The organism is Clostridium aciditolerans, from assembly GCF_016316925.1.
In the GTDB taxonomy this organism is placed as follows: Bacteria; Bacillota; Clostridia; order Clostridiales; family Clostridiaceae; genus Clostridium_AM; species Clostridium_AM aciditolerans.
In genome coordinates, this window is sequence record NZ_JAEEGB010000007.1 from 1 (window position 1) to 20,379 (window position 20,379).

Consider the following 20,379-nt stretch of genomic DNA (forward strand, 5'->3'; position numbering starts at 1 on the left):
CTTTAGACTGGCTAAAAGCTTTTAACGTGCTGAAGCTTGGAAACATATCCCGGCGTATAAGTTAACTTTTGGCCCAGTATCCCTATAGAGAAAGCTCATAAACTAAAGATTTTTTCTTTAGCTTATGAGCTTAATTTTGCTTATTTACAGCCTTGTAACATTACATCTAGAATTATATCGTCAGTATTTGCCATACCTTCATTTGATACTCTTCCTAAGTTTTGTATTGTCTTTTCTACTGAATCATCAAGTATACCATCTCTTGAAGGTATAAATACATTTTTGTTTGCCATTTTAGCTGCATCCACTGCTGCATTTACTGATATAGCTAACTTATAGGAACATCCAATTTTAGCTCCATCGCATATCATTCCGCTTATTCCAGCTATCATGTTTTTAATAGCTCCACCTATTTGCTCAAGAGTTCCTCCTAAAAGATATGATAGTCCTGCACTAGCTCCTACCCCAGCAGCAACTCCACATCCGCAAACTGGTGATAATGCTCCTGTGTAGCTCTTTATATATACAGTAACTAAGTGGCTTAGTGTTACCGCTCTAACTATTTTTTCATTGTCTATATTCATTCCTTCTCCAATAATAGCTATAGGTAATATAGCAACTAATCCGTGATTTCCACTACCTGCACTACTCATTACTGGTAATGGATGTCCAGCCATTCTTGCTTCTGAAGCAGCTGAAGTTATTGCCTTAGCATTTTGCTCTAGATCCTCTTTATCGCTCTTCAACATATTTCCAAGTCCGATACCTAGATTGTATTTTAAGTCATCATCAGCAATTCTTCTGTTCATAACAATTCCTTCATTTATGAACTTGATTTTTTCAAACTCTATAGTATCAACAAATTCCTTTAAATCAGCAATGGTAAATTCTTTGATTCTATCTCTTAAAGATGGTTTTGCAGCTTCTTCTTTGTCATCTTGAGCTGAGATACATTGTCCGTTTTGTTCAAGAAGAACTACATTTAAGTGAGTCTTTTTAATAACTACTCTTGAAGTATTGTTTTTACCTTTTGCAGCTACTTCAATATAAAGACCTGTAACATCCTTTTTTAAATCAAGATTTATCATATTTTTTCCCATTAGCTTAAGGGCTTCTTCTAAGCTCTCATTTGTTACCTCTTTTAACACTTCAAGCTTATATTCTGACTTCCCTACAACTAATGCTAAAGCTGCAGCAACTACTATTCCCTTCTCATTCGTTCCAGGTATGCCTACTTCTTTACCATTCTTTAATACATTACGGTCAACTAATATATCTAATGTTTCCACATCTTCTTCCAATAATTCCTTAGCTTTTGCAACTGCATATGCAACTGCAGTTGGCTCTGTACATCCAAGTGCTGGAACAACCTGATCCTTTAATATGCTTACTAATAATTCATTGTTTTTCATCTGTTATTACCTCCTAGATTTTATCTATAATTATTAATAAGCAAATATCATGCCAAAGATTTTATGGCTTAACTACGCAGATTATCCTTTCAGTTTTCTCAAAAATAAGAATTATATTTATGAAAACATTGGAATTTCTCTATATAACCGTTTACACCTTGCTTTAACGTTTTTCTCAAAAATGATAATTAATTATTATTTTTGAGAAAAATGCATAGGTGCTTTTATTCTTCAAGCTTACGATATAATGTGGCTGGACTTATTCCTAGTTTTTTAGCGATTATTTTTTTTGCATCAGTATCAGCACCATAACGCTCAATTAATTTATTGATTATCTGCTTTTCATATTCTGCTACCATCTCTTTTAATCCTTTTTCAATTAAAAGAATATCCTCTTCACTGGTCATTCTTTTAATTATGGTATCCAGCGTAATATGTTTTTCTTTTTCAAAGTTGATAGCATATTCTATTAAATTCTGTAATTCTCTTACGTTACCTGGCCAAGAATAAGCCATCAAAGCATTTTTAGCGTCGTCAGTAAAGCCTTCGATGTTTTTTTCGTATATTCTGTTGTATCTATTTAAAAAATACATCGAAAGTTCTAATACATCATATCCTCTTTCTCTTAGTGAAGGTATATTAATAGGGATTACGTTCAATCTGTAGAATAAATCCTGTCTAAACTCTCCTCGTTCTACCATTTTATATAAATTCTTATTTGTAGCTGCAACAATTCTTGGGTTAACCTTAATAGTATTTAACCCTCCTACTCTTACAATTTCTTTTTCCTCAAGTACTCTAAGCAGCTTAACCTGCATATGAAGAGGCAAGTCACCTATCTCATCTAAAAAGATAGTTCCATCCTTTGCAATTTCAAATTTACCCATCTTACCGCTGCTGCTGGCACCTGTAAATGCACCTTTTTCATATCCAAAAAGTTCACTTTCCACAAGGCTGTCTGGTATTGCACCACAGTTTATTGGCATAAAGATTTCGTTTTTTCTATCACTTTCAAAATGAATAGCTCTAGCAAAAAGCTCCTTACCTGTACCACTTTCTCCTAATAATAAAACTGGTACATTTTGCTTTGAAATAAGTCTCACCTGTTCTTTAACTTGAGAAAATGCAGGGCTGTCTCCTATAATATTTTCAAAAGTAAATAATGAATGTTTTTCGCTTGCTTTCAAAACTGACTGTTGTAATTTATTAAAGTCCTTAAAGGTTATAACTGCACCGGAAATCTTTTCATTAACTTCAATAGCTTTTATTGACAAGAGAAACACATATCTATAATTATTATAACTAATAGATACTTGATCTTCTTCTATGCAATAGTTTGTCTTCCTAAACTTATCAATTATTTTGTCAGGAAGTATTTCATTTATGTTTTTGCTCACTATTCCAAAATCTTTTAGCTTAAATTTTTCTTTAATATATTTATTTATACTAAGTATTTTATTTTCATCATCTATGATTATAATTCCTTCATTTACAGAGTCGATTACTGTCAGCAGTTCTTTTGATTTATACTCTAGCTTATTGTTAATGCTCTTCTCTCTGATTCTTGAAGAAATAAACTCACTTAACCTCTTATCAAAATCAGTATAACTATCTTTTTTCTCCAGAAAGGTCTTTTTTTGTCTTTCATCAAAGATAATCATTCCAATAACGCCTTCAACTCTATCATCTATAATTATAGGAAAACATACTTCTGCTTTTTCATCGCAAGTTCCTCTTATATCACAAGTAATACATTCACTGCAAGTTGTAGGGTCTTCAATGAGATAAGGTTCTCCTGTTTTTACGCACCTTTCAAATACTGAGTTTTTGGGGCCATATGCTCCTATTTTGTCCTTAAGGCTTCCTGTTGCTGCTATTCTAAGTAAATTTCTATCCATAATTGTTACGTCAATGCCAACTATCGCTTTAATTGTTTCAGCGATACCTTGCAGCTCATCTTTAATAAGATGTATCAAAGGTCCTTCCCCCATTCTTCCTTAACCTAATGTAAAATACTATTTTATTTAAAAATAGTATAACATTTATTTTTTCTTTTGTCCTATAGTAGCTACTTTGACATTTACATGTACATCTATTATAGCATCACAAAAGGCTTCATCACTGGCATAGTTTCCTTGTCTCCCATATTTAGCTGCTGCATATTTTCCAATATCAATCCAGTCTGTCTGATATTCTTTTTGCATTTTCCCCAATTCGATCTCTAATTTTTTCTGCAAATCTTCTGCAAATGCTTTTTCTATATCTTTAACCTCTTTTTTAGTTATCAGATTTTTATCTATAGTATCTACTTTTAAATCTCCAATAAGAGTAACAAAAATATCATACTTTAAATTATTACCCTCTTTTGAAACCTTCACTTTAAGTTTATTTTTATTTTTAAAATAAGCCTCATAGTATTCGTTTCTTTCTGGTTTGTTAATAGCTAGATATCCGAATCCATCATTATTTCTCAAAATATTTATTAACCTAGCCTCATCTAAGGAAACTTTTCTAACCATTTTATCCTTCCTAAATAGCGCAAGTCCTGTAACCTGAGGTCTATTATCAATTACATTTATATATGGGATAACGACTTTTCTTCCCTCTTGATAATACATCTTTAAAAACTCTGAAACTTCATTATCAATTGGAAAAAAGTTATCCATATAAATAAACCTTAAAATTCCTCGAAGTTCTTCCGCTATAGTAGATGCTGATTTAGGTTCCAATTTATATACATTTTCTGCCGTATTTTGGCTTACTGCTATAGCTGCTATCTCTCTTCTGATAGGATCTCTTATCTGTCCATCTATTATATCTTTAATTCCATACCTTGCTCTCTCCTCCCCAATTAAGTAAACTATTTCTGTACCTGCTATCCATTTCTTGTTAAACTTCATCTGAAGTTCATTTTCAGTACTGTATATTGATTTGCTTCTACCACTTAAGACTTCATGTTCTATTTTTTTTTCACCTTTAAAAATAAAAGTTTCTGATGTATCTTTATATTTATATCCAACCCCCTGATTTTCTATATCGTATCCTAATCCTATTATTATTCCCAAATCTTCCTGTGGACGCATATTGTAACATCCTGAAAGCATGATAGGTATTATAACAATTACGGCTAGCATTTTTATTTCTTTCATTATTATCACTTCCTAATAGATAATTATCTTAATCTTTAGTTTTATGTAAACATGGCATATTATCTCCTTTTAAAACGAACCAATACTGAAGTTATAACTCCCCAAAGTACTCCAAATATTACTATGTAAGGAGTAGTAGTATCTAAAATTTTGGTTCTATTATATTCAGGTATAAAAAAGTAGCTTAATCCTAAAGCTAAAATAGAACATATAATGCAGCATCCTCTGTAATTCATTTTTATAACTTTTGACAAACAATATGAGGATGCAAAAAGATCACAGACTAAAATCCTAAATATAATACTACTCCATAAAAATATCAGCAATATTTTAAAATTTTCAACTAATGGTAGATGTATAGTTGATACTAAATAAAGAAGAGGATAATAAACCTTCGAAGTTAGCTCCCATCCAAGGAAGTGAATAGTAATAAATATATTTAATGTATATATAAATATTATTGTAAAAACTGCAATTATACCTGCTTTTTTAGCATTTTTTCTATTAGTTATAAACGATAGAGAAATGTAACTTATTTCCACACCTGTATATGAATACAAAGTAGCAGGTATTGCCTTAATTATATCTTTATAAGAAGTAATAATAGGTTTTATATTTCTTATGTCTCCTCGTGGAATAAAGAACATCATTAAAACTACAAATGCTATCATTAGATAAAAAAATAATTCACACAATCTCCCTATATTAGTAAGTCCATATATAACTGAATATACATTTAGTAGGGTAATAACTATTAATATTATGTACCTTGGGATATAATTTACAATCGTTAAATTCAGTACGTTTGTAAAACCAGATAAAACTGATACTTCTAAAAAGAGAAACATTGCAAAGAAAATTAAAACTATTACGTAGGTTAAAAATTTGCCATATATCTCATTGTTTATTTTCAAAAAATCAATATGATTCATTTTTTCATCTATGTAAGCAGCCATCACCACTACAACAATAGGATATACGCCACCAATTAGAACCGATATCCATCCCTGTTGATGAGCATCATTAGTTACACTTTGAGCAACAGACAAAATTCCTACTGCTATCATTGTACTATGCACAAGAGCTATATATTGATATTCAGTTATTTTGTTGTTTATATTCATTGTACTTCCCTCTACAACTTTCCATTGTTTTGATATATTTTGAATAACTTTTTAAAATTATTTATTTTTCTTATTCTTGCTTATTTCAAATCCAGTAGCTCTAGTATTTAAATTTTCTATCTTATACCTTATAAAAGCATCCTTTAATCCTTTAAATCTAAGCGGAGCAAATGGTGTAAAATATGGGACACCAAAAGAATCCATCTTTATTAATGTTACAATAATTAATTGAATTGCAACCAAAAGTCCTAAAAAGGCAAAGAAATTAGTCATTAAAAGAACTCCAAAGCGCAATAATCTAATAGAAAGTGCCATATCATAATTAGGAATAAGAAAAGTGCATATAACAGTAATAGCCACAACCACTAGTGTAGTTGGGCTTACCAGTCCGGCTAAAGTAGCTGCCTGACCTAATACAATACCTCCAACTATTGACAGTGTTTGACCTACTGGGCTTGGAAGCCTAAGTCCTCCCTCTCTAAGGATTTCTACTAAAATCTCCATAAAAAGTATCTCTAAAAAGGGTGGCAGAGGAATATTCTGCCTTGTGCTTACAATTATTTTTATTAAATTTAGAGGTGTAAGCTCACTATTATAAGTCAAAAGTATAAGGTATACAGAAGGTAAAATTAAAACTATTATTGAAGCTAAAAGCCTGATAAGCCTGTCGAAAGTTCCAAGTAAGATTCTGTTTGCATAATCTTCAATATCTTGAAAAAATTCTACAAAACAAGCAGGAAGTATCATTGCATAAGGGGCTCCCTCTGCTAATATAGCTGCTTTACCTTGAAGAATGTCCGAAATTACCTTCGTCGGTTTTTCACTAGTTTTGACCTGAGGAAAAATTGACCAAGTAGAAATTCTCATTAGTTGACTTAACATTCCTGGCCCTAATATTTGTTTAGCTTTTACAAGGTTCATGCTGTTTCGAATATTATTTAATACCTCAGGATCAATTGCATTATCCAAATAGATAAGAACTGAATCCATCTGGTTTTCTTCCCCAAATATAAAAGTCTCTATTTTTAAATGATCATTTCTAATTCCCTGTTGAACTAATGATATATTAATTTCTAAGCTTTCAATAAAAGCTTCTCTTCCACCTCTTATAACTTTTTCAACATTTGACTCTGTAACAGCTCTATGTGCTGCTCCTATGGTTTTACAGACTATAACACTATTCTCATTTTCTATTAAAATTGTACACTTTCCACGCTTCAACTCCATAGATATTAAATTTAGGTCCGACGTAACCTGAACATCACTTGATGCTATATATCTTTTCGCTATATACTCTGTCTTACACTCAACGTTGTTTATTGGACATTGAACATGAAATAACAGAGGAAATATTATACTATTTTCTATAAATTCTTGTTTCGCAAGGTTACTAATATATAATATAAAGCATCTAATATTATCTTTAATTATTATTTCTCTCTTTACAACATTGAAATTTGCTGGAGAATTAGCTAAAATTGTGTTTATATTATCATCTAGGTTATTTGTAAGGGAATTCATGTTATACAGCACCCCCTGAATAAACTCTAATATTCCTTTTTTGCTTTTATATTTACCTAAAAAGTTCAAATATATTCGTACATTATACTGCAGTCATCTTCATTTTGAATACATATATATACAGTTAAAATCTATCAAAAACATGCAAAAAGACCTCAGCAATCAGATTGCCAAGATCTCTAATAATATTAATCTATTTTAAATTATTGTTTATAAATGTCATATCCAAACCACTTCATTGAAAGCTTAGATAAAGTACCATCTGCTTTAAGTTCATCTAAAGCCTTTTGTAAAGCCTCTTTTAATTCCTTATCCTCTTTCTTTATACCTATTCCTTCTGGTTCTTTTGTTAGCTTTTCGTTTAATATTTTGTAGTTGCCGCCATCCTTCTTAATGTAGTATCCTCCAACTTGACCGTCAACTATTAATGAATCTATTCTTCCTATGGATAAATCGTGGAAAGCTTCTGTAATCTTATCATATCTCTTAACTTCCTTAGTTCCTTCTACCTTCATAGCTGCTTGCTCACCAGTTGAACCAAGTTGAGCTCCTACTACTTTACCTTTCAAGTCTTCTTTGGTGTTTATTTTATCATTATCCTTTTTAGTTATCATTATTTGACCACCATCTATGTATGGTCCAACAAAATCTATCTCTTGTTTTCTCTGATCTGTTATGCTTAAAGCCGAAAGTATTACATCGAATTTTCCTGATTTAAGTGCTAACAAAATTCCATTAAAATCTGTAGTCGTTACTTCCAATTTTACGCCTAGTTTTTTTGCTAACTCGTTTCCTAAATCTATATCAAAACCTACCAAGTTATTTTTGTCATCCCTAAATTCCATTGGTGGATAAGAATCATCAAGTCCGATAGTTAACTTACCTGCGTTTTTAACTCTTTGTAATGAGTCTACCTTTTGCGAATTACTGTTGTTTGAACTATTATTATTTCCGCATCCTGCAAATAATGATACAGACATCACTGCAGTTATTATCAAAGCTGAAATTTTCTTCATAATTTTGTGCCCCCTTAATTATTTTCTATACTTATAATTATACAATTAATTTTATTATTATGCAACAATTTAAATAAAAATTCCTAATAAAATTTCATATAATTTTATAATTATGCTTACACTCCTTAGATAACGTCACATTAATTTTAAAATATATTTTCTTTCAAGCCAATAAAAACAGAAAGACTAAGTTTGTATTAATATTAATAATAATACAAACTTAGTCATAAAATAAACACTGGACGCATATATATTTATTTTATCTATTCATTATATTTATGCATATATGACACTATATAAAAATAAAACTAGCAGCTAAACTGCTAGTTTTATTAAACTCCTTTTGGAATAACTGCTACATTATAATTCATTTCTATATTTTTTAATAATGGCTTGTCCTGAGTCACTTGCTTTACTTCTTCTAAACTTTTAGCTGTAAATACAACTGTACCGCCTTTTCTATTTAATACTCCTCCACCAATTAGGTATTTGTTGGAGTTAACCTTACTGTTATTTACCCTTGTATTACTACTTATTACTCTATCATTTTCTGATGCTTTATAATTGATTCTAATAAAAAGATTATATTCGTCCATTTGTATACCCCCGATCATTTGTTTGGGTAATTTATATTTTCATTATAACGAACACATGTTCGATAGTCAAGTTTTATTTCTTACCCCATACCTATAAATATGTATATAATTAAAATTTAATTACTATTTTTTTCTCCACAAATATAAATTTTCTGATAGAATTATATTGAGAAAAATTTCATAATATAAGGAAAGTAACTAGAAAGTTAACTTATATTATTGTTACTAGAGAAATATTGGGGGGATATTTTATGCTTTTAGGAACTATTGTTAACTTTTCTGCTATTATAGTTGGAAGCTTGATTGGACTCTTAGTCAAAGGTGGTGTGCCTGAAAAAATTAGCAATACCATCATGCAGGGTCTCTCTCTTTGTGTTATCTACATAGGTATATCAGGGGCAATTAAGGGATCTAATGTTATGCTTATCATAATTTCATCTGTAATAGGTGGTTTTATCGGCGAGCTAGTAGACATAGATAACCTACTAAAAAAATTAGGTGATAGAATTGAAAATAAATTTAAAGGCAGAGGCATCAAAATTTCAGAGGGCTTTGTAACTGCCAGTCTTTTATTTTGTGTTGGTTCAATGGCAATAGTAGGTTCTCTTGAAAGTGGCCTTCAAGGCAACAACAAGATACTTTTTGCTAAATCAATGCTTGATGGCGTAGCATCTATAATTTTTTCATCTACCTTAGGAATAGGTGTAATGCTTTCTTCTGTTTCAGTGTTACTTTATCAAGGTGTTATAACTATTGCTGCTTCAGGATTAAAAGCCATTCTAATCCAATCTGTTATTACAGATATGACCGCAATAGGAAGTCTTCTAATTATGGGTATAGGCTTTAATATGCTTGGTATGTCAAAAATAAAAGTTGCAAATTTACTTCCAGCTGTTTTTATACCAATCTTTTATCAACTTATTTTAAACTTAATGCGATAAACAGACTTCTAAGCTTTAAAATGGCATTTAACGGGCAGAATTGCCCAGTGGTTGCAGACAAACTCCACCTGAAGCCAAGAATTTTGTTTATAAATAAAAAACGATAAAATATANNTATATTTTATCGTTTTTTATTAAGCACTCTCTTCAACTTTCTTCTCCAGAGCATCATTAAAATCATCTATATATTTTATCAAAATACTTTCTATATTTCTTTTTCTTTCTGCTATCAATATATCAAAATACTTTTTGTCTAGCCTTTTATTCATTAGCCTGTCTTTTCTAATTACCTTTTCATAATTCTTGTTATCTCCAGCGAAATACATCTCATATACAGCAAATCCAAATGCGGCTCCGATAAATCCCATGATTATTCCATTTATTATATCTCTTTTCAGTATGATTCCACAAAAGAAACCAATTAGTATACCAGATATTACAACAATAGTTTTAGTTGACTTCTTTTCGCTATTTTTTCCATCTGTAGCAATTGGTTTATCTTCCTCTTCAACATAAAGCTTATTTTCATCAATTTTCATATGAGCAATATGTATATCGCCAATCATATCTTCTATTTTTTCCACAATCTTTATCTTATCTTCATCATAACCTTTGTCCATTAATTCACTTTGACTTCTAATCAAAAGATTAGACTGTAATACCTTACTATAGTCGCTAATGTTTATATACTCTTCATCAAAAGTTTCATTAACTTCCTTTAAATCGCCGCATAAATAAAGTTCTTCTTTTAAGTCATTGTAAAGCTTATTCATAAAAGTATAGACTTCATTTTTCATATCACTAATACCCATAACACAACTCCAATCCCTTCAAAGAAACTCCCTATAAGTATAAATAAAACAAAATTCATAATTTTCTTATTAAGTTGTTCTTGTAGATTAGTTTACCATAAAAATATAAAATTGTCCTTATTAATTTAATAAAAACATAAAAAGCAGGTGTGATCATCACCTGCTTATCCTATAGGAATATATAAAAAATCTTGAAAATTTCATTACAACCTATATATGCAAAATCACTTATATGGAATTCCTAATATAAGAGTATTATAAAACATTTAGGCTGTATATATAACATATCAAAACATTAATAAGTATCGGCCGCTATAACCCTTATAGCGCATTCAATCTTTACATGTTGTACGTTAAATCATTCAAGACTTTTTACAATAAGTATTATAACCAATTAATATCACAATATTCAAATATTTTCATAAAATTTCCATGTGATCCTTAATGAACCAATAAATTTTAGTCTTTATTTAGATATACTCTCTAACTTGGGATTCTTAATTTAAATATACGAAACTTCTTCTCCTGTCGTCGAATGAGTACTCGCTCAGTAAGCGACTCACTTTAAATCAGAGATTTGAGTTCTCTGCTTAAGCAGGCATACTGTTATATTATCATATGGTTTAGGATAGAATTAGTAATAATATGTTTAGAATGATTACTGTAAAAGCAATTATACTCAAAATTATCTTTGACAATCTACTGTTAGCGTATTTTCCCATAACCTTTTTAGAAGATGTTAAGTATATTTGCAGTATTATTGTAATAGGAAGTTGAATACTCAGTAGCATTTGAGATATAATGAGTCCCTTAAAAGGATCCTTTATAAAAAATATAATAGCTGTGCCACATACAATCGTTACTAGTACTCCTATTCCCGTATGTCTATCATGTATATCATAAGGCTCTTTATATAATCCAGCAAATATGCTCCCACCAGCCATTCCTGCTGTCACACTGGAAGATATCCCAGAAAAAAGCAAAGCCACGGCAAAGATTATGGCAGCTATACTTCCAAGCATAGGTGTAAGCATAGATTGAGCTTGACTAAGCTCTGTTACCTTAATATTTTTAGTAAAAAATGTAGCGGCTGCTACTAGTATCATAGCACTATTTATAGCCCATCCAATAATCATAGAAAATAGTGTATCTATAAATTCGTATTTTAATTGATGATTTATTACCTCTTCATTTTCCAAATTCCACTGCCTGCTTTGTATTATTTCTGAATGTAAATATAAGTTATGGGGCATAACTACAGCACCTAATACACTCATTATAATTACAATAGAACCTTGAGGTATAATGGGAACAAACCAGCCCGTTGCAGCTTCCATCCAATTTATTTTAACAAGAGTAAGCTCAAATATAAATGATATACCAATTAGAGACACAAAACCTATAATCAATTTCTCCATTCTTTTATAGGAATTAGTAAAAATCATAATAATGACTAAAATACATACCATAAGAGATCCGATTTTGATTGGTATCTTAAACAACATATTTAGAGCTATTGCCCCTCCTAAAACTTCAGCCAAAGCTGTGGATATTGAAGCTACTATTGCAGAAAAGAGTATGAGCTTAGAAAAAACAGGCTTTAAGTATATTGAGGCTGCCTCAGATAGACAATATCCTGTTGTGATTCCTAAATGTGCAACGTTGTGCTGAAGAACTATAAGCATTATTGTACCCAAGGTAACCATCCACAGGAGCTTATATCCATAATCAGCACCTGCAGCAATATTAGCTGCCCAATTGCCTGGGTCTATAAAGCCTACTGTTACAAGAAAACCTGGGCCTATATACTTTAAAAAGTCTAATGCCATAAATTCGTGCTTTTTTTTGTGTTGAAAGAATTTATTTATTTTCATTTTGCCAACAACTCCTTAAACTGTTAAAAATATTATAATACATGAATAATAATTTAAAAATAGTTTACAAAACATTTTTTATTATATATTAGCAAATTTATATAAATTATGTTATTATTATACTTGTTTTGAGACATAAAACTAATTTTTCGAGGAGATTTCATATGGATTTTTTAAGAGAGTTTTTTTCTAAAGATAGCGTTAAGAAATTCTTAACCCTTATATTTATTATATTGCTGTTTTATGCAGGTAAATCAATGTTGAATTTATTCTTGCTAACCTTTGTTTTTACCTATCTGATGAACAGCTTACAAAACTTAATAATTAAACAACTTAAACGAATTACCCCTGTAAAGGAGAAACTTATTACGGTAATACTTTATTCATTACTATTTGCTTCTATAGTATTAATTATAGCTAAATATATACCTTTACTTATTACACAAAGCAAATATATAATAAATCAAGCCATGGACATTGATCTTACTCCTGATTCAAATTCTGACATTGTTCACAAGTATTTGATGTCATTGTTCCAGCAGGTAGATATAAAAAGTTACTTAAAATCAGGATTTGATATAACCTTCCAATTCGCTACGAATATAGGAAAATGGAGTATTGATGTATTTATTGCTATAATGCTAAGCCTATTCTTTATGCTTGAAAAAAGAAAGGTTATATGTTTTTTAAGAAAGTTTGAAAACAGCAAAATTTCAGGGTTATATAGATATTTAAGATTCTTTGGAAATAATTTCTTAAACTCTTTTGGTAAAGTTGTTCAGGCACAAATACTTATAGCATTCTTTAATACCATACTTTCAGTAATTATGCTTTCGGTGCTTCATTTTCCACAGCTAATTACTTTAGGCTTTATGATATTTGTATTGAGTCTAATTCCTGTAGCAGGGGTTATAGTTTCTCTTATACCTTTAACCCTTATAGCATTTAAGATAGGCGGCTTTGTTAAAGTCATTTATGTTTTAATAATGATTGCTGTAATTCATTCACTTGAAAGTTATATTTTAAACCCAAAACTTATGTCAGCAAAAGTTCATCTACCTATATTCTTTACTTTTATAATACTTATTGCATCAGAACATTTCATGGGAGTATGGGGATTGCTAATTGGAATTCCACTATTTATGTTTATATTAGACCTACTTGAGGTTAAATTGCATGATAAATAAAGGACAGATGTAAATCTGTCCTTTTAGCATTTCATTTATTATAGCTCTTATAAGGAAACTGATCCCCAAGTAACTCTATAATTTTAGATATTTTCTACACCAATAATAGTTACATTCTTTAATTTTTTATCATAAGTTAAATCATATACTGTGTTATTTTCTAGATTTCTTACCGTTGGACGTGTGGAGCATTCTTCATTATTTCCAATAACTATTGCCCTCTCTCCATTACTTAATTTTAAAATAGTTCCTAAAGGATATGGAGCAACTCTTCTTAAAAATATCTTTACAAGTTTTGGATCAAAGATTTGTCCATTATTAGCCATTATATATTCTATCGCATCAGAAGGTAGATATGCCTTTTTATTCGGCCTTTCTGATACCAAATTATCGTATGCATCACAAAGACATAGCACTCTTCCAAATTTTGAAATCTCTTCTCCTCTTTTTCCATCCGGATAGCCATAACCATCGTATCTTTCGTGATGCTGTAAAATCCCTACATAAGTTGTCACAGGTACAGTGTAGTGTTGTTTTATATATCTATAACCTTTTTCCGGATGGCTTCTATATAATTTTTCTTCTTCTTTTGTAAGTTTTTCAACCTTATTTACTATATCTTTAGGCATAAAAACCTTCCCAATATCATGCAAAAGTGCAGACGCAGTAAGCTTTTCTATTTTTGTACTGTCTAAGTGCATTGCCATTCCAATTACACTAGACAATACTGCTACATTTACGCTATGACTGTAAATATAATCATCGAAAGTCTTAATATCAACCATATTGACCATTATATTTTTATTATTTAATATTTCACAAATAATGCTTTTGGCCAAATTTTCAACAGTAGCTATGCTATTAGAAACATTTGTTGGATCGTTATAAATTCCTTTGATAGACTTTACAGCTTGTACTCTTAATTCATCTGAAATTACACTTTTTATTGCTATATCATGGGATACGGTATCCTCTATATAAACGCCATTAACTCCTAATTTTTCAAGACTTTTAATATACTCATCTGTTAGTCGTACATCCTTTGATAACAACGTTACACCATCGCTTGAATAAATATTTCTACCAAGTTTCATTCCATCACGCAAGCAGTAAATAGGAACATATCGCATTTAAACACTTCCTTTCTGCAGCCAGATAATATAGATCCTCTCATCTTATCCAGTTGTCTATAATATTTTACTTTTAGCTTAAAGTAAAATACAACACTAAAGTCACTCAAATTTATTATACTATATTATATTATCGTACCATAGTTGTTTACCTTTATTTTTAATCCCACTAATTTTTTTATTTAATTATTAACATAAAAACTATTTCTATCAATACCTATTAAGATTAATTTTCTACACATAAATAAAAACTTCAAAGGTATTTGTCCTGAAATTAATAATTTCAATGACTTCTACCTTTGAAGCTTTACTTTGCGTTTCTTATTTAATTAATTCGATTTCATCACCGGCTTTAACAAAACCGCCTTCTAATACCTTCGTAAATATACCTTCTCTTGGCATAATACAATCGCCTACCTGGCTTCTTATAGCGCATCCTTTATGACACTCTTTTCCTATCTGAGTTACTTCCATCAGTGTTTCTCCTATTCTAAGCTTTGTCCCAACAGGAAGCTCATATAGTACTAAGCCCTCAGTAGTAATGTTTTCTGCAAATTTTCCACTATCCAAATTCATGATTCCCAAAGAATTCATCTTATCTATACTTTCCTGTGCAAGCAGGCTTACTTGTCTATGCCAGTCCCCTGCATGTGCATCTCCCTCAAGTCCATGATTTACTTTAAAATAGCCCTTTTCTATAGGAATTTTTATTTCACCTTTTTTTTCGCTTATATTTACTGCTATAACCTTTGCCATATTTACTCCTCCTTTTAGTCTGATCACTGGGCAATTTTGCCATCAAAATTACCCGTTAAAGTCCATTTAGGACTTTAACCTCCTCAAGTTTTTGTTATCTTTAAATTTTAGCGCTGAAATAATCCAGACTTTCCACCGCTCTTTTTAACAAGCATTATATTAGATATAGTCATTTCTCTATCGATAGCCTTACACATATCATAAATTGTAAGGGCAGCGATAGAAACAGCCGTAAGGGCCTCCATCTCTATTCCTGTTTTCCCTACCGTTTTTGCTGAAGCTTCTATATCAATTTTGAGATTTTCAAAATCTAACTTGAAGCTTATATTGCATCCAGATATATTTATAGGATGGCACATTGGTATAATATTAGAGGTATTTTTCGCTCCCATAATTCCTCCAACCTGTGCAACAGATAGTACATCACCCTTTTTTATGCCACCTTCTTTTATTCTCTCAAGGGTTTCCTTTTTCATGTATATAGATCCTACCGCAATCGCCTCTCTTGCAGTATCTTCTTTTTCACTTACATCTACCATTTTAGCTCTTCCTTGTTCGTTTATGTGAGTTAGATCCATTGTCAATTCCCCCTATTTAAGATTGTTCTTACAAGCGGATGCTCGGGATACTTAAATACCTTCTCCTTTGTTCCATGCTCGATTATTTTTCCTTTATCCATGAAGATTACATAGTCAGCCACTCTTTCAGCCTGATATAAATCATGTGTGACCATTATTACAGTTTTATTGCCGCTTACTATAGATTTTATAAGTTTTTCTGCTTCTAAGGTGCTTTCCACATCCATAGCTGCAGTAGGTTCATCTAATAATACAACATCTGTCTCAAGTACTATTGTTCTCAACATTGCGGCTTTTGCTCCTTCTCCTCCAGATAGCTTTTTACAGTTCTTATTTAAAAGCTTATCTATTGAGAAGTGGTTTGTGTATTTTGTCAATCTCTTATTTATATCATCAACATTCATTTTTCTGAATCTTAATCCACTAACTATATTATCACGGACTGAGGAATTAAACAAATATGGTTTTTGACTTACTATTGAAATACTTTTCCTTATGTCCTTTAATTTAAATTTTTCGTTATAAACAATGTAACCAGAACTTAAATTACAAATGCCTGCAATACAATTTAATAAAGTACTTTTACCACTGCCATTAAGGCCTAGTATAGCATATATTTTTCCCGGTTTAAAGGTAAATTCAGCTACATTTAATACAACATTTCCTTCATAAGCTTTACATGCATTTTTTATATCTATTTGCATTATATATCCCTTCTTGACCTATTTGTCTATATTTAATTACTTTCTTGAAATCTATATAAAATGAAATTTACTAAAAATGAAATTATAAGCAGTATCGCACCTATAATTAAAGATTCTTTAAAATTTCCCTTTCCTGTTTCTAGAGCTATATATGTTGTCATAACCCTTGTCTCGCCCTGTATATTTCCACCTACCATCATTACTGCCCCAACTTCGGAGATAGCTCGTCCAAAGCCAACAGTTATTGCGGAAAGCATTTGAATTTTACTTTCCTTTATTATAGTGATATATACATCCTTTTTATTTGCTCCTAAGGAAACACAAGTATTCTCTATTTCCTTCGATGTTTTAGATAATCCTGACACAGCCACTCCAAATATGATTGGTAATACTAATAATGTCTGAGAAATGATCATAGCTGTTGGTGTAAATAAAAGTTGAAGATTGCCAAAGGGACCTTCCTTAGAAAGCATTAAATATACAACTAACCCCATAAGTACTGGTGGAAGACTCATGAGAGTATTAGCTATCCTCAAAATAAGCTTCTTTCCTTTAAAATCCTTAAGGGACACGGGAATCGCTAGAGTTAAAGATATCATAGATGCTAAAGCAGTAGATATTAATGATACAATCATCGACATTGCTACCACGTTATATATATCGCTGTACTGTACAGAAAAGGCATAAATAGCTTTTAACATTCTATCTTGCACACTCCGAGGCTTTTCCTGTGAGTATCTCTATTCCATGTGGAAGTGCAGGAAGAATTACTTGCAGGTTTTCTACAGCTCCTTTAGGACTGCCTGGTAAGTTAACAATTAACGTTTCACCTCTTATTCCAGAAACTGCTCTTGAAAGCATAGCCTTTGGAGTTATTTTTAAGGATGCACTTCTCATCGCTTCAGCAATGCCTGGCACATTTTTTTCTATTACTTTCATTGTAGCTTCTGGAGTTACGTCTCTTTTTGAAAAGCCTGTACCTCCATTTGTTAAAATTAGATTTACTTTAAGTTCATCGCAAAGCTGTATAAGTTCTTCTTGTATTTTATCCATATCATCTGGTATTATTTTATAATATTCTATAGTATATTCCTTTGAATCTAAGATGTTTTTTATAGCTTCTCCTGTTCCATCTACTCTTTCTCCTCGTGATCCTTTATCACTTATAGTTAAAATTGCTGTCTTTATCATTGCCAAACCTCCATTAGTACTAAAATCTAGATATAAAATTCTTTGGCTATTCTAATGTTCTTACAACTAAAATAACCAAAGTTATTATATTAGATTTTATAAATTAATTATAATTACATAAATTTACAATATTCTTATACTTATAATAACTCCATTCAATAAATTTTGCAATATAAATTAAAATTGCACTACTTTAAAATTATAGAAAAACTATTTTAATATAAAGAAATTAACTAGAAAGTCAACTTATACAGAGGGATATGCTTCCAAAGCTGAAGGTAGATTTAAAAACTTTGTGCCAGTCTTAGTGAAGGGTTTTAAGACAACCTTAGCACCTTCGAGTTGTCTGAGCATAGCGAGTTTCACGAAGGTTCTTAGGTCGTCTAAAACACAAGCTTTAGACTGGCTAAAAGTTTTTAACGTACTGAAGCTTGGAAACATATCCCGGCGTATAAGTTGACTTTCAGCTTTTTCTATTTATATGAATATGACTTTTATATTTGTATTTCATACTTTTTAATTTTACTATATAAAGTGTTTCTTCTAATACCAAGAGCTTCTGCAGACCGCGTAATGTTTCCTTTAAATCTTCTTATCACCTTTGTTAGATGCTCCTTTTCCGCATACTCTAATTTTAGGCATTCACTATTAATATCAATGAGAGCTTCATTTTCACAATCATCATCCCCAAAATAACCAGATGGTATACATTCAGTATTTATAATTAATTCAATAAAATTTTCTAATTCTCTTATGTTTCCCGCCCAACTATGATTTAACATCTTTTTTAAATATTCATTAGGTATAACCATATCCTTTTTATGAAGTCTTTGAGAAATATTTTTTAAAAAATATTCTATAAGAATTGGTATATCCTTTTTTCTTTCTCTTAAAGGAGGTAAATATATAGGCAGTACATTAAGCCTGTAATATAGGTCTTTTCTAAATCTACCTAGTTCAACTTCTTTCTTTAAATCCTTATTGGTAGCAGCTATTATTCGCACATCTACTGGTATAGATTTGGAACTTCCTATTCTTGTTATCGTTCCTTCTTGTACAACTCTTAAAAGCCTTGTTTGCATATCAAGAGGCATTTCTCCAATCTCATCCAGCATAATAGTGCCACCATCAGCTAATTCAAACTTTCCAATATTTCCTCCTTTTTTAGCTCCTGTAAAAGATCCTTCTTCATACCCAAAAAGTTCAGATTCTATAAGCTGTTTAGGAATAGCACCACAGTTTAAAGCTATAAAAGGACCGTCTATTCTACTGCTGTAGTTATGGATAGATTGTGCAAATACTTCTTTCCCAGTACCACTCTCACCCATTATGAGGATAGTAGATTTACTATCTGCAATTTTTTTAGCATATTGGATTACCTTTATAAAGTTTTCATCTTCCCCAATTATTTTATTAAAAGTATAATAAGCCTGACCATTGTCTTTTTTCTTTACTTTCTTTATTTCCTCAAAAGCATATACTATTTCAATAGTTTCTTCTCTAGAATTATATATTGGATTGGCAGTTAAGTGGCATCTAAATTTGTTTCTTAACGCCATTATATTTACTTCTTGAGAAATGCTTTTCCCTAGGCATGCGTCATTTTTCACCTTATCCCAATCTTCTATAAGGTCTTTTATTTCTGATATTCTCAGCTGCTTGTCCTTGTTACCAAACATTTTCAGCGCACATTCATTACAAATTTTTATTTTGCCATTTATATCGGAAGTTATTATTGCGATGGGAATAGAGTTAAATACATTCTTTATATGTCTATCATTCGTATTTTGAGCTTTGTTGTAATTTTTTACTTTTAGCATTTCTTCTATAGCATTAGAGGCAGCTATAACCATTCCTAACGTATGAGGGTGTACAAAATCAATGTATCCAGTGAGATTAAGAACACCTATAAGCCTTCCTTCATTATCTTTTATAGGTGCTGCAGAACAAGTCCATTTATGATATGCTTTGATAAAATGCTCTCTGCCAGAAACTTGAATAGGATTTTTGATTTCTATAACCATACTCATGGCATTTGTACCTATATTCTCTTCATTCATAAAAGCTCCTGGTATCATTTTCATAGAAAATGCTTCTGAGAGTATTTTTTCTTCTCCTATTGCATTCAATATACAGCCTTCTCCATCAGTAAGTAATACGAAAAAGTTAAATCCTTTTACAAAATTAGTTAGCTGCTCCATATATGGTGTAGCTGTCAATATTAAATCTCTATTAACTGCAAATCTTTTCTGTAATTCCGTATCGTCATATATAATTTTTTTACTTGAAACTTGATTAGGGTTTATTTTAAAGCGTCTACATCTTTCATGGGACAAATCTATATCAGATTTACACTCAACTTCAGATTTATATTCAACTATAGACATG

Annotated in this window: 19 protein-coding genes; 2 read left to right on the forward strand and 17 right to left on the reverse strand. The window is 30.8% G+C overall.

Annotation, left to right across the window (positions count from 1 at the left end):
• Nucleotides 1-140 precede the first annotated feature (140 nt).
• The 7 genes from I6U51_RS07220 to I6U51_RS07250 form a co-directional block, all read right to left on the reverse strand.
• Nucleotides 141-1,412 (reverse strand): L-cysteine desulfidase family protein, encoded by a 1,272-nt coding sequence (locus I6U51_RS07220; RefSeq protein WP_211142009.1) that lies wholly within the window; start codon nucleotides 1,410-1,412, stop codon nucleotides 141-143.
• 224 nt (nucleotides 1,413-1,636) lie between these two features.
• Nucleotides 1,637-3,388, reverse strand: a complete 1,752-nt coding sequence (locus I6U51_RS07225) for a sigma-54-dependent Fis family transcriptional regulator (protein WP_211142010.1) — start codon at nucleotides 3,386-3,388, stop codon at nucleotides 1,637-1,639.
• Between the two features lie 66 nt (nucleotides 3,389-3,454).
• Nucleotides 3,455-4,561 carry a Ger(x)C family spore germination protein gene (locus I6U51_RS07230; protein ID WP_211142011.1) on the reverse strand — a complete coding sequence of 369 codons (1,107 nt, stop codon included), beginning with the start codon at nucleotides 4,559-4,561 and terminating at the stop codon, nucleotides 3,455-3,457.
• Between the two features lie 59 nt (nucleotides 4,562-4,620).
• A complete protein-coding gene (locus I6U51_RS07235; RefSeq protein ID WP_211142012.1) occupies nucleotides 4,621-5,685 on the reverse strand; it encodes a GerAB/ArcD/ProY family transporter in 1,065 nt (354 codons plus the stop codon).
• A gap of 57 nt (nucleotides 5,686-5,742) precedes the next feature.
• Nucleotides 5,743-7,206: a spore germination protein gene (locus tag I6U51_RS07240; RefSeq protein WP_211142013.1), complete on the reverse strand. Its 1,464-nt coding sequence runs from the start codon at nucleotides 7,204-7,206 to the stop codon at nucleotides 5,743-5,745.
• A gap of 203 nt (nucleotides 7,207-7,409) precedes the next feature.
• Entirely contained in the window at nucleotides 7,410-8,222 is an 813-nt protein-coding gene (locus tag I6U51_RS07245) for an ABC transporter substrate-binding protein (RefSeq protein WP_211142014.1), read from the reverse strand.
• 332 nt (nucleotides 8,223-8,554) lie between these two features.
• Nucleotides 8,555-8,818: a hypothetical protein gene (locus tag I6U51_RS07250; RefSeq protein WP_211142015.1), complete on the reverse strand. Its 264-nt coding sequence runs from the start codon at nucleotides 8,816-8,818 to the stop codon at nucleotides 8,555-8,557.
• A gap of 251 nt (nucleotides 8,819-9,069) precedes the next feature.
• On the opposite strand from I6U51_RS07250, the gene I6U51_RS07255 reads away from it, so the two are divergent.
• A complete protein-coding gene (locus tag I6U51_RS07255) occupies nucleotides 9,070-9,759 on the forward strand; it encodes a DUF554 domain-containing protein (protein WP_211142016.1) in 690 nt (229 codons plus the stop codon).
• Nucleotides 9,760-9,893: 134 nt separating this feature from the next.
• On the opposite strand, the gene I6U51_RS07260 is transcribed toward I6U51_RS07255, so the two are convergent.
• Together I6U51_RS07260 and I6U51_RS07265 are read right to left on the reverse strand one after the other, a co-directional pair.
• Nucleotides 9,894-10,571 carry a hypothetical protein gene (locus I6U51_RS07260; RefSeq protein WP_211142017.1) on the reverse strand — a complete coding sequence of 226 codons (678 nt, stop codon included), beginning with the start codon at nucleotides 10,569-10,571 and terminating at the stop codon, nucleotides 9,894-9,896.
• A 623-nt stretch (nucleotides 10,572-11,194) separates the two neighbouring features.
• On the reverse strand, nucleotides 11,195-12,445 hold the full coding sequence (locus I6U51_RS07265; protein WP_211142018.1) for an Nramp family divalent metal transporter: 1,251 nt from the start codon (nucleotides 12,443-12,445) through the stop codon (nucleotides 11,195-11,197).
• A 164-nt stretch (nucleotides 12,446-12,609) separates the two neighbouring features.
• Here I6U51_RS07265 and I6U51_RS07270 point away from each other — a divergent pair, with 164 nt between their 5' ends.
• Nucleotides 12,610-13,632, forward strand: a complete 1,023-nt coding sequence (locus I6U51_RS07270) for an AI-2E family transporter (protein WP_211142019.1) — start codon at nucleotides 12,610-12,612, stop codon at nucleotides 13,630-13,632.
• A gap of 83 nt (nucleotides 13,633-13,715) precedes the next feature.
• On the opposite strand, the gene I6U51_RS07275 is transcribed toward I6U51_RS07270, so the two are convergent.
• The 8 genes from I6U51_RS07275 to I6U51_RS07310 all read right to left on the reverse strand — a co-directional run bounded on the left by I6U51_RS07275 (nucleotide 13,716) and on the right by I6U51_RS07310 (nucleotide 20,378).
• Nucleotides 13,716-14,762 (reverse strand): HD-GYP domain-containing protein, encoded by a 1,047-nt coding sequence (locus I6U51_RS07275; protein WP_211142020.1) that lies wholly within the window; start codon nucleotides 14,760-14,762, stop codon nucleotides 13,716-13,718.
• Nucleotides 14,763-15,083: 321 nt separating this feature from the next.
• Complete coding sequence (locus I6U51_RS07280) at nucleotides 15,084-15,518, reverse strand: MOSC domain-containing protein (protein ID WP_211142021.1); 435 nt, start codon at nucleotides 15,516-15,518, stop codon at nucleotides 15,084-15,086.
• 107 nt (nucleotides 15,519-15,625) lie between these two features.
• A complete protein-coding gene (moaC, locus tag I6U51_RS07285; protein ID WP_425489753.1) occupies nucleotides 15,626-16,096 on the reverse strand; it encodes a cyclic pyranopterin monophosphate synthase MoaC in 471 nt (156 codons plus the stop codon).
• 2 nt (nucleotides 16,097-16,098) lie between these two features.
• Complete coding sequence (locus I6U51_RS07290; RefSeq protein WP_211142023.1) at nucleotides 16,099-16,800, reverse strand: energy-coupling factor ABC transporter ATP-binding protein; 702 nt, start codon at nucleotides 16,798-16,800, stop codon at nucleotides 16,099-16,101.
• A 32-nt stretch (nucleotides 16,801-16,832) separates the two neighbouring features.
• Nucleotides 16,833-17,501, reverse strand: coding sequence for an ABC transporter permease (locus tag I6U51_RS07295; RefSeq protein ID WP_211142188.1), 669 nt, complete (start codon nucleotides 17,499-17,501; stop codon nucleotides 16,833-16,835).
• 1 nt (nucleotide 17,502) lies between these two features.
• On the reverse strand, nucleotides 17,503-17,991 hold the full coding sequence (locus I6U51_RS07300) for a MogA/MoaB family molybdenum cofactor biosynthesis protein (protein WP_211142024.1): 489 nt from the start codon (nucleotides 17,989-17,991) through the stop codon (nucleotides 17,503-17,505).
• A gap of 246 nt (nucleotides 17,992-18,237) precedes the next feature.
• The gene (locus I6U51_RS07305; RefSeq protein ID WP_211142025.1) at nucleotides 18,238-18,432 is read right to left on the reverse strand and encodes a hypothetical protein; all 195 of its coding nucleotides are present in this window, start codon (nucleotides 18,430-18,432) and stop codon (nucleotides 18,238-18,240) included.
• 53 nt (nucleotides 18,433-18,485) lie between these two features.
• A complete protein-coding gene (locus I6U51_RS07310) occupies nucleotides 18,486-20,378 on the reverse strand; it encodes a sigma-54-dependent Fis family transcriptional regulator (protein ID WP_211142026.1) in 1,893 nt (630 codons plus the stop codon).
• Nucleotide 20,379 lies beyond the last annotated feature (1 nt).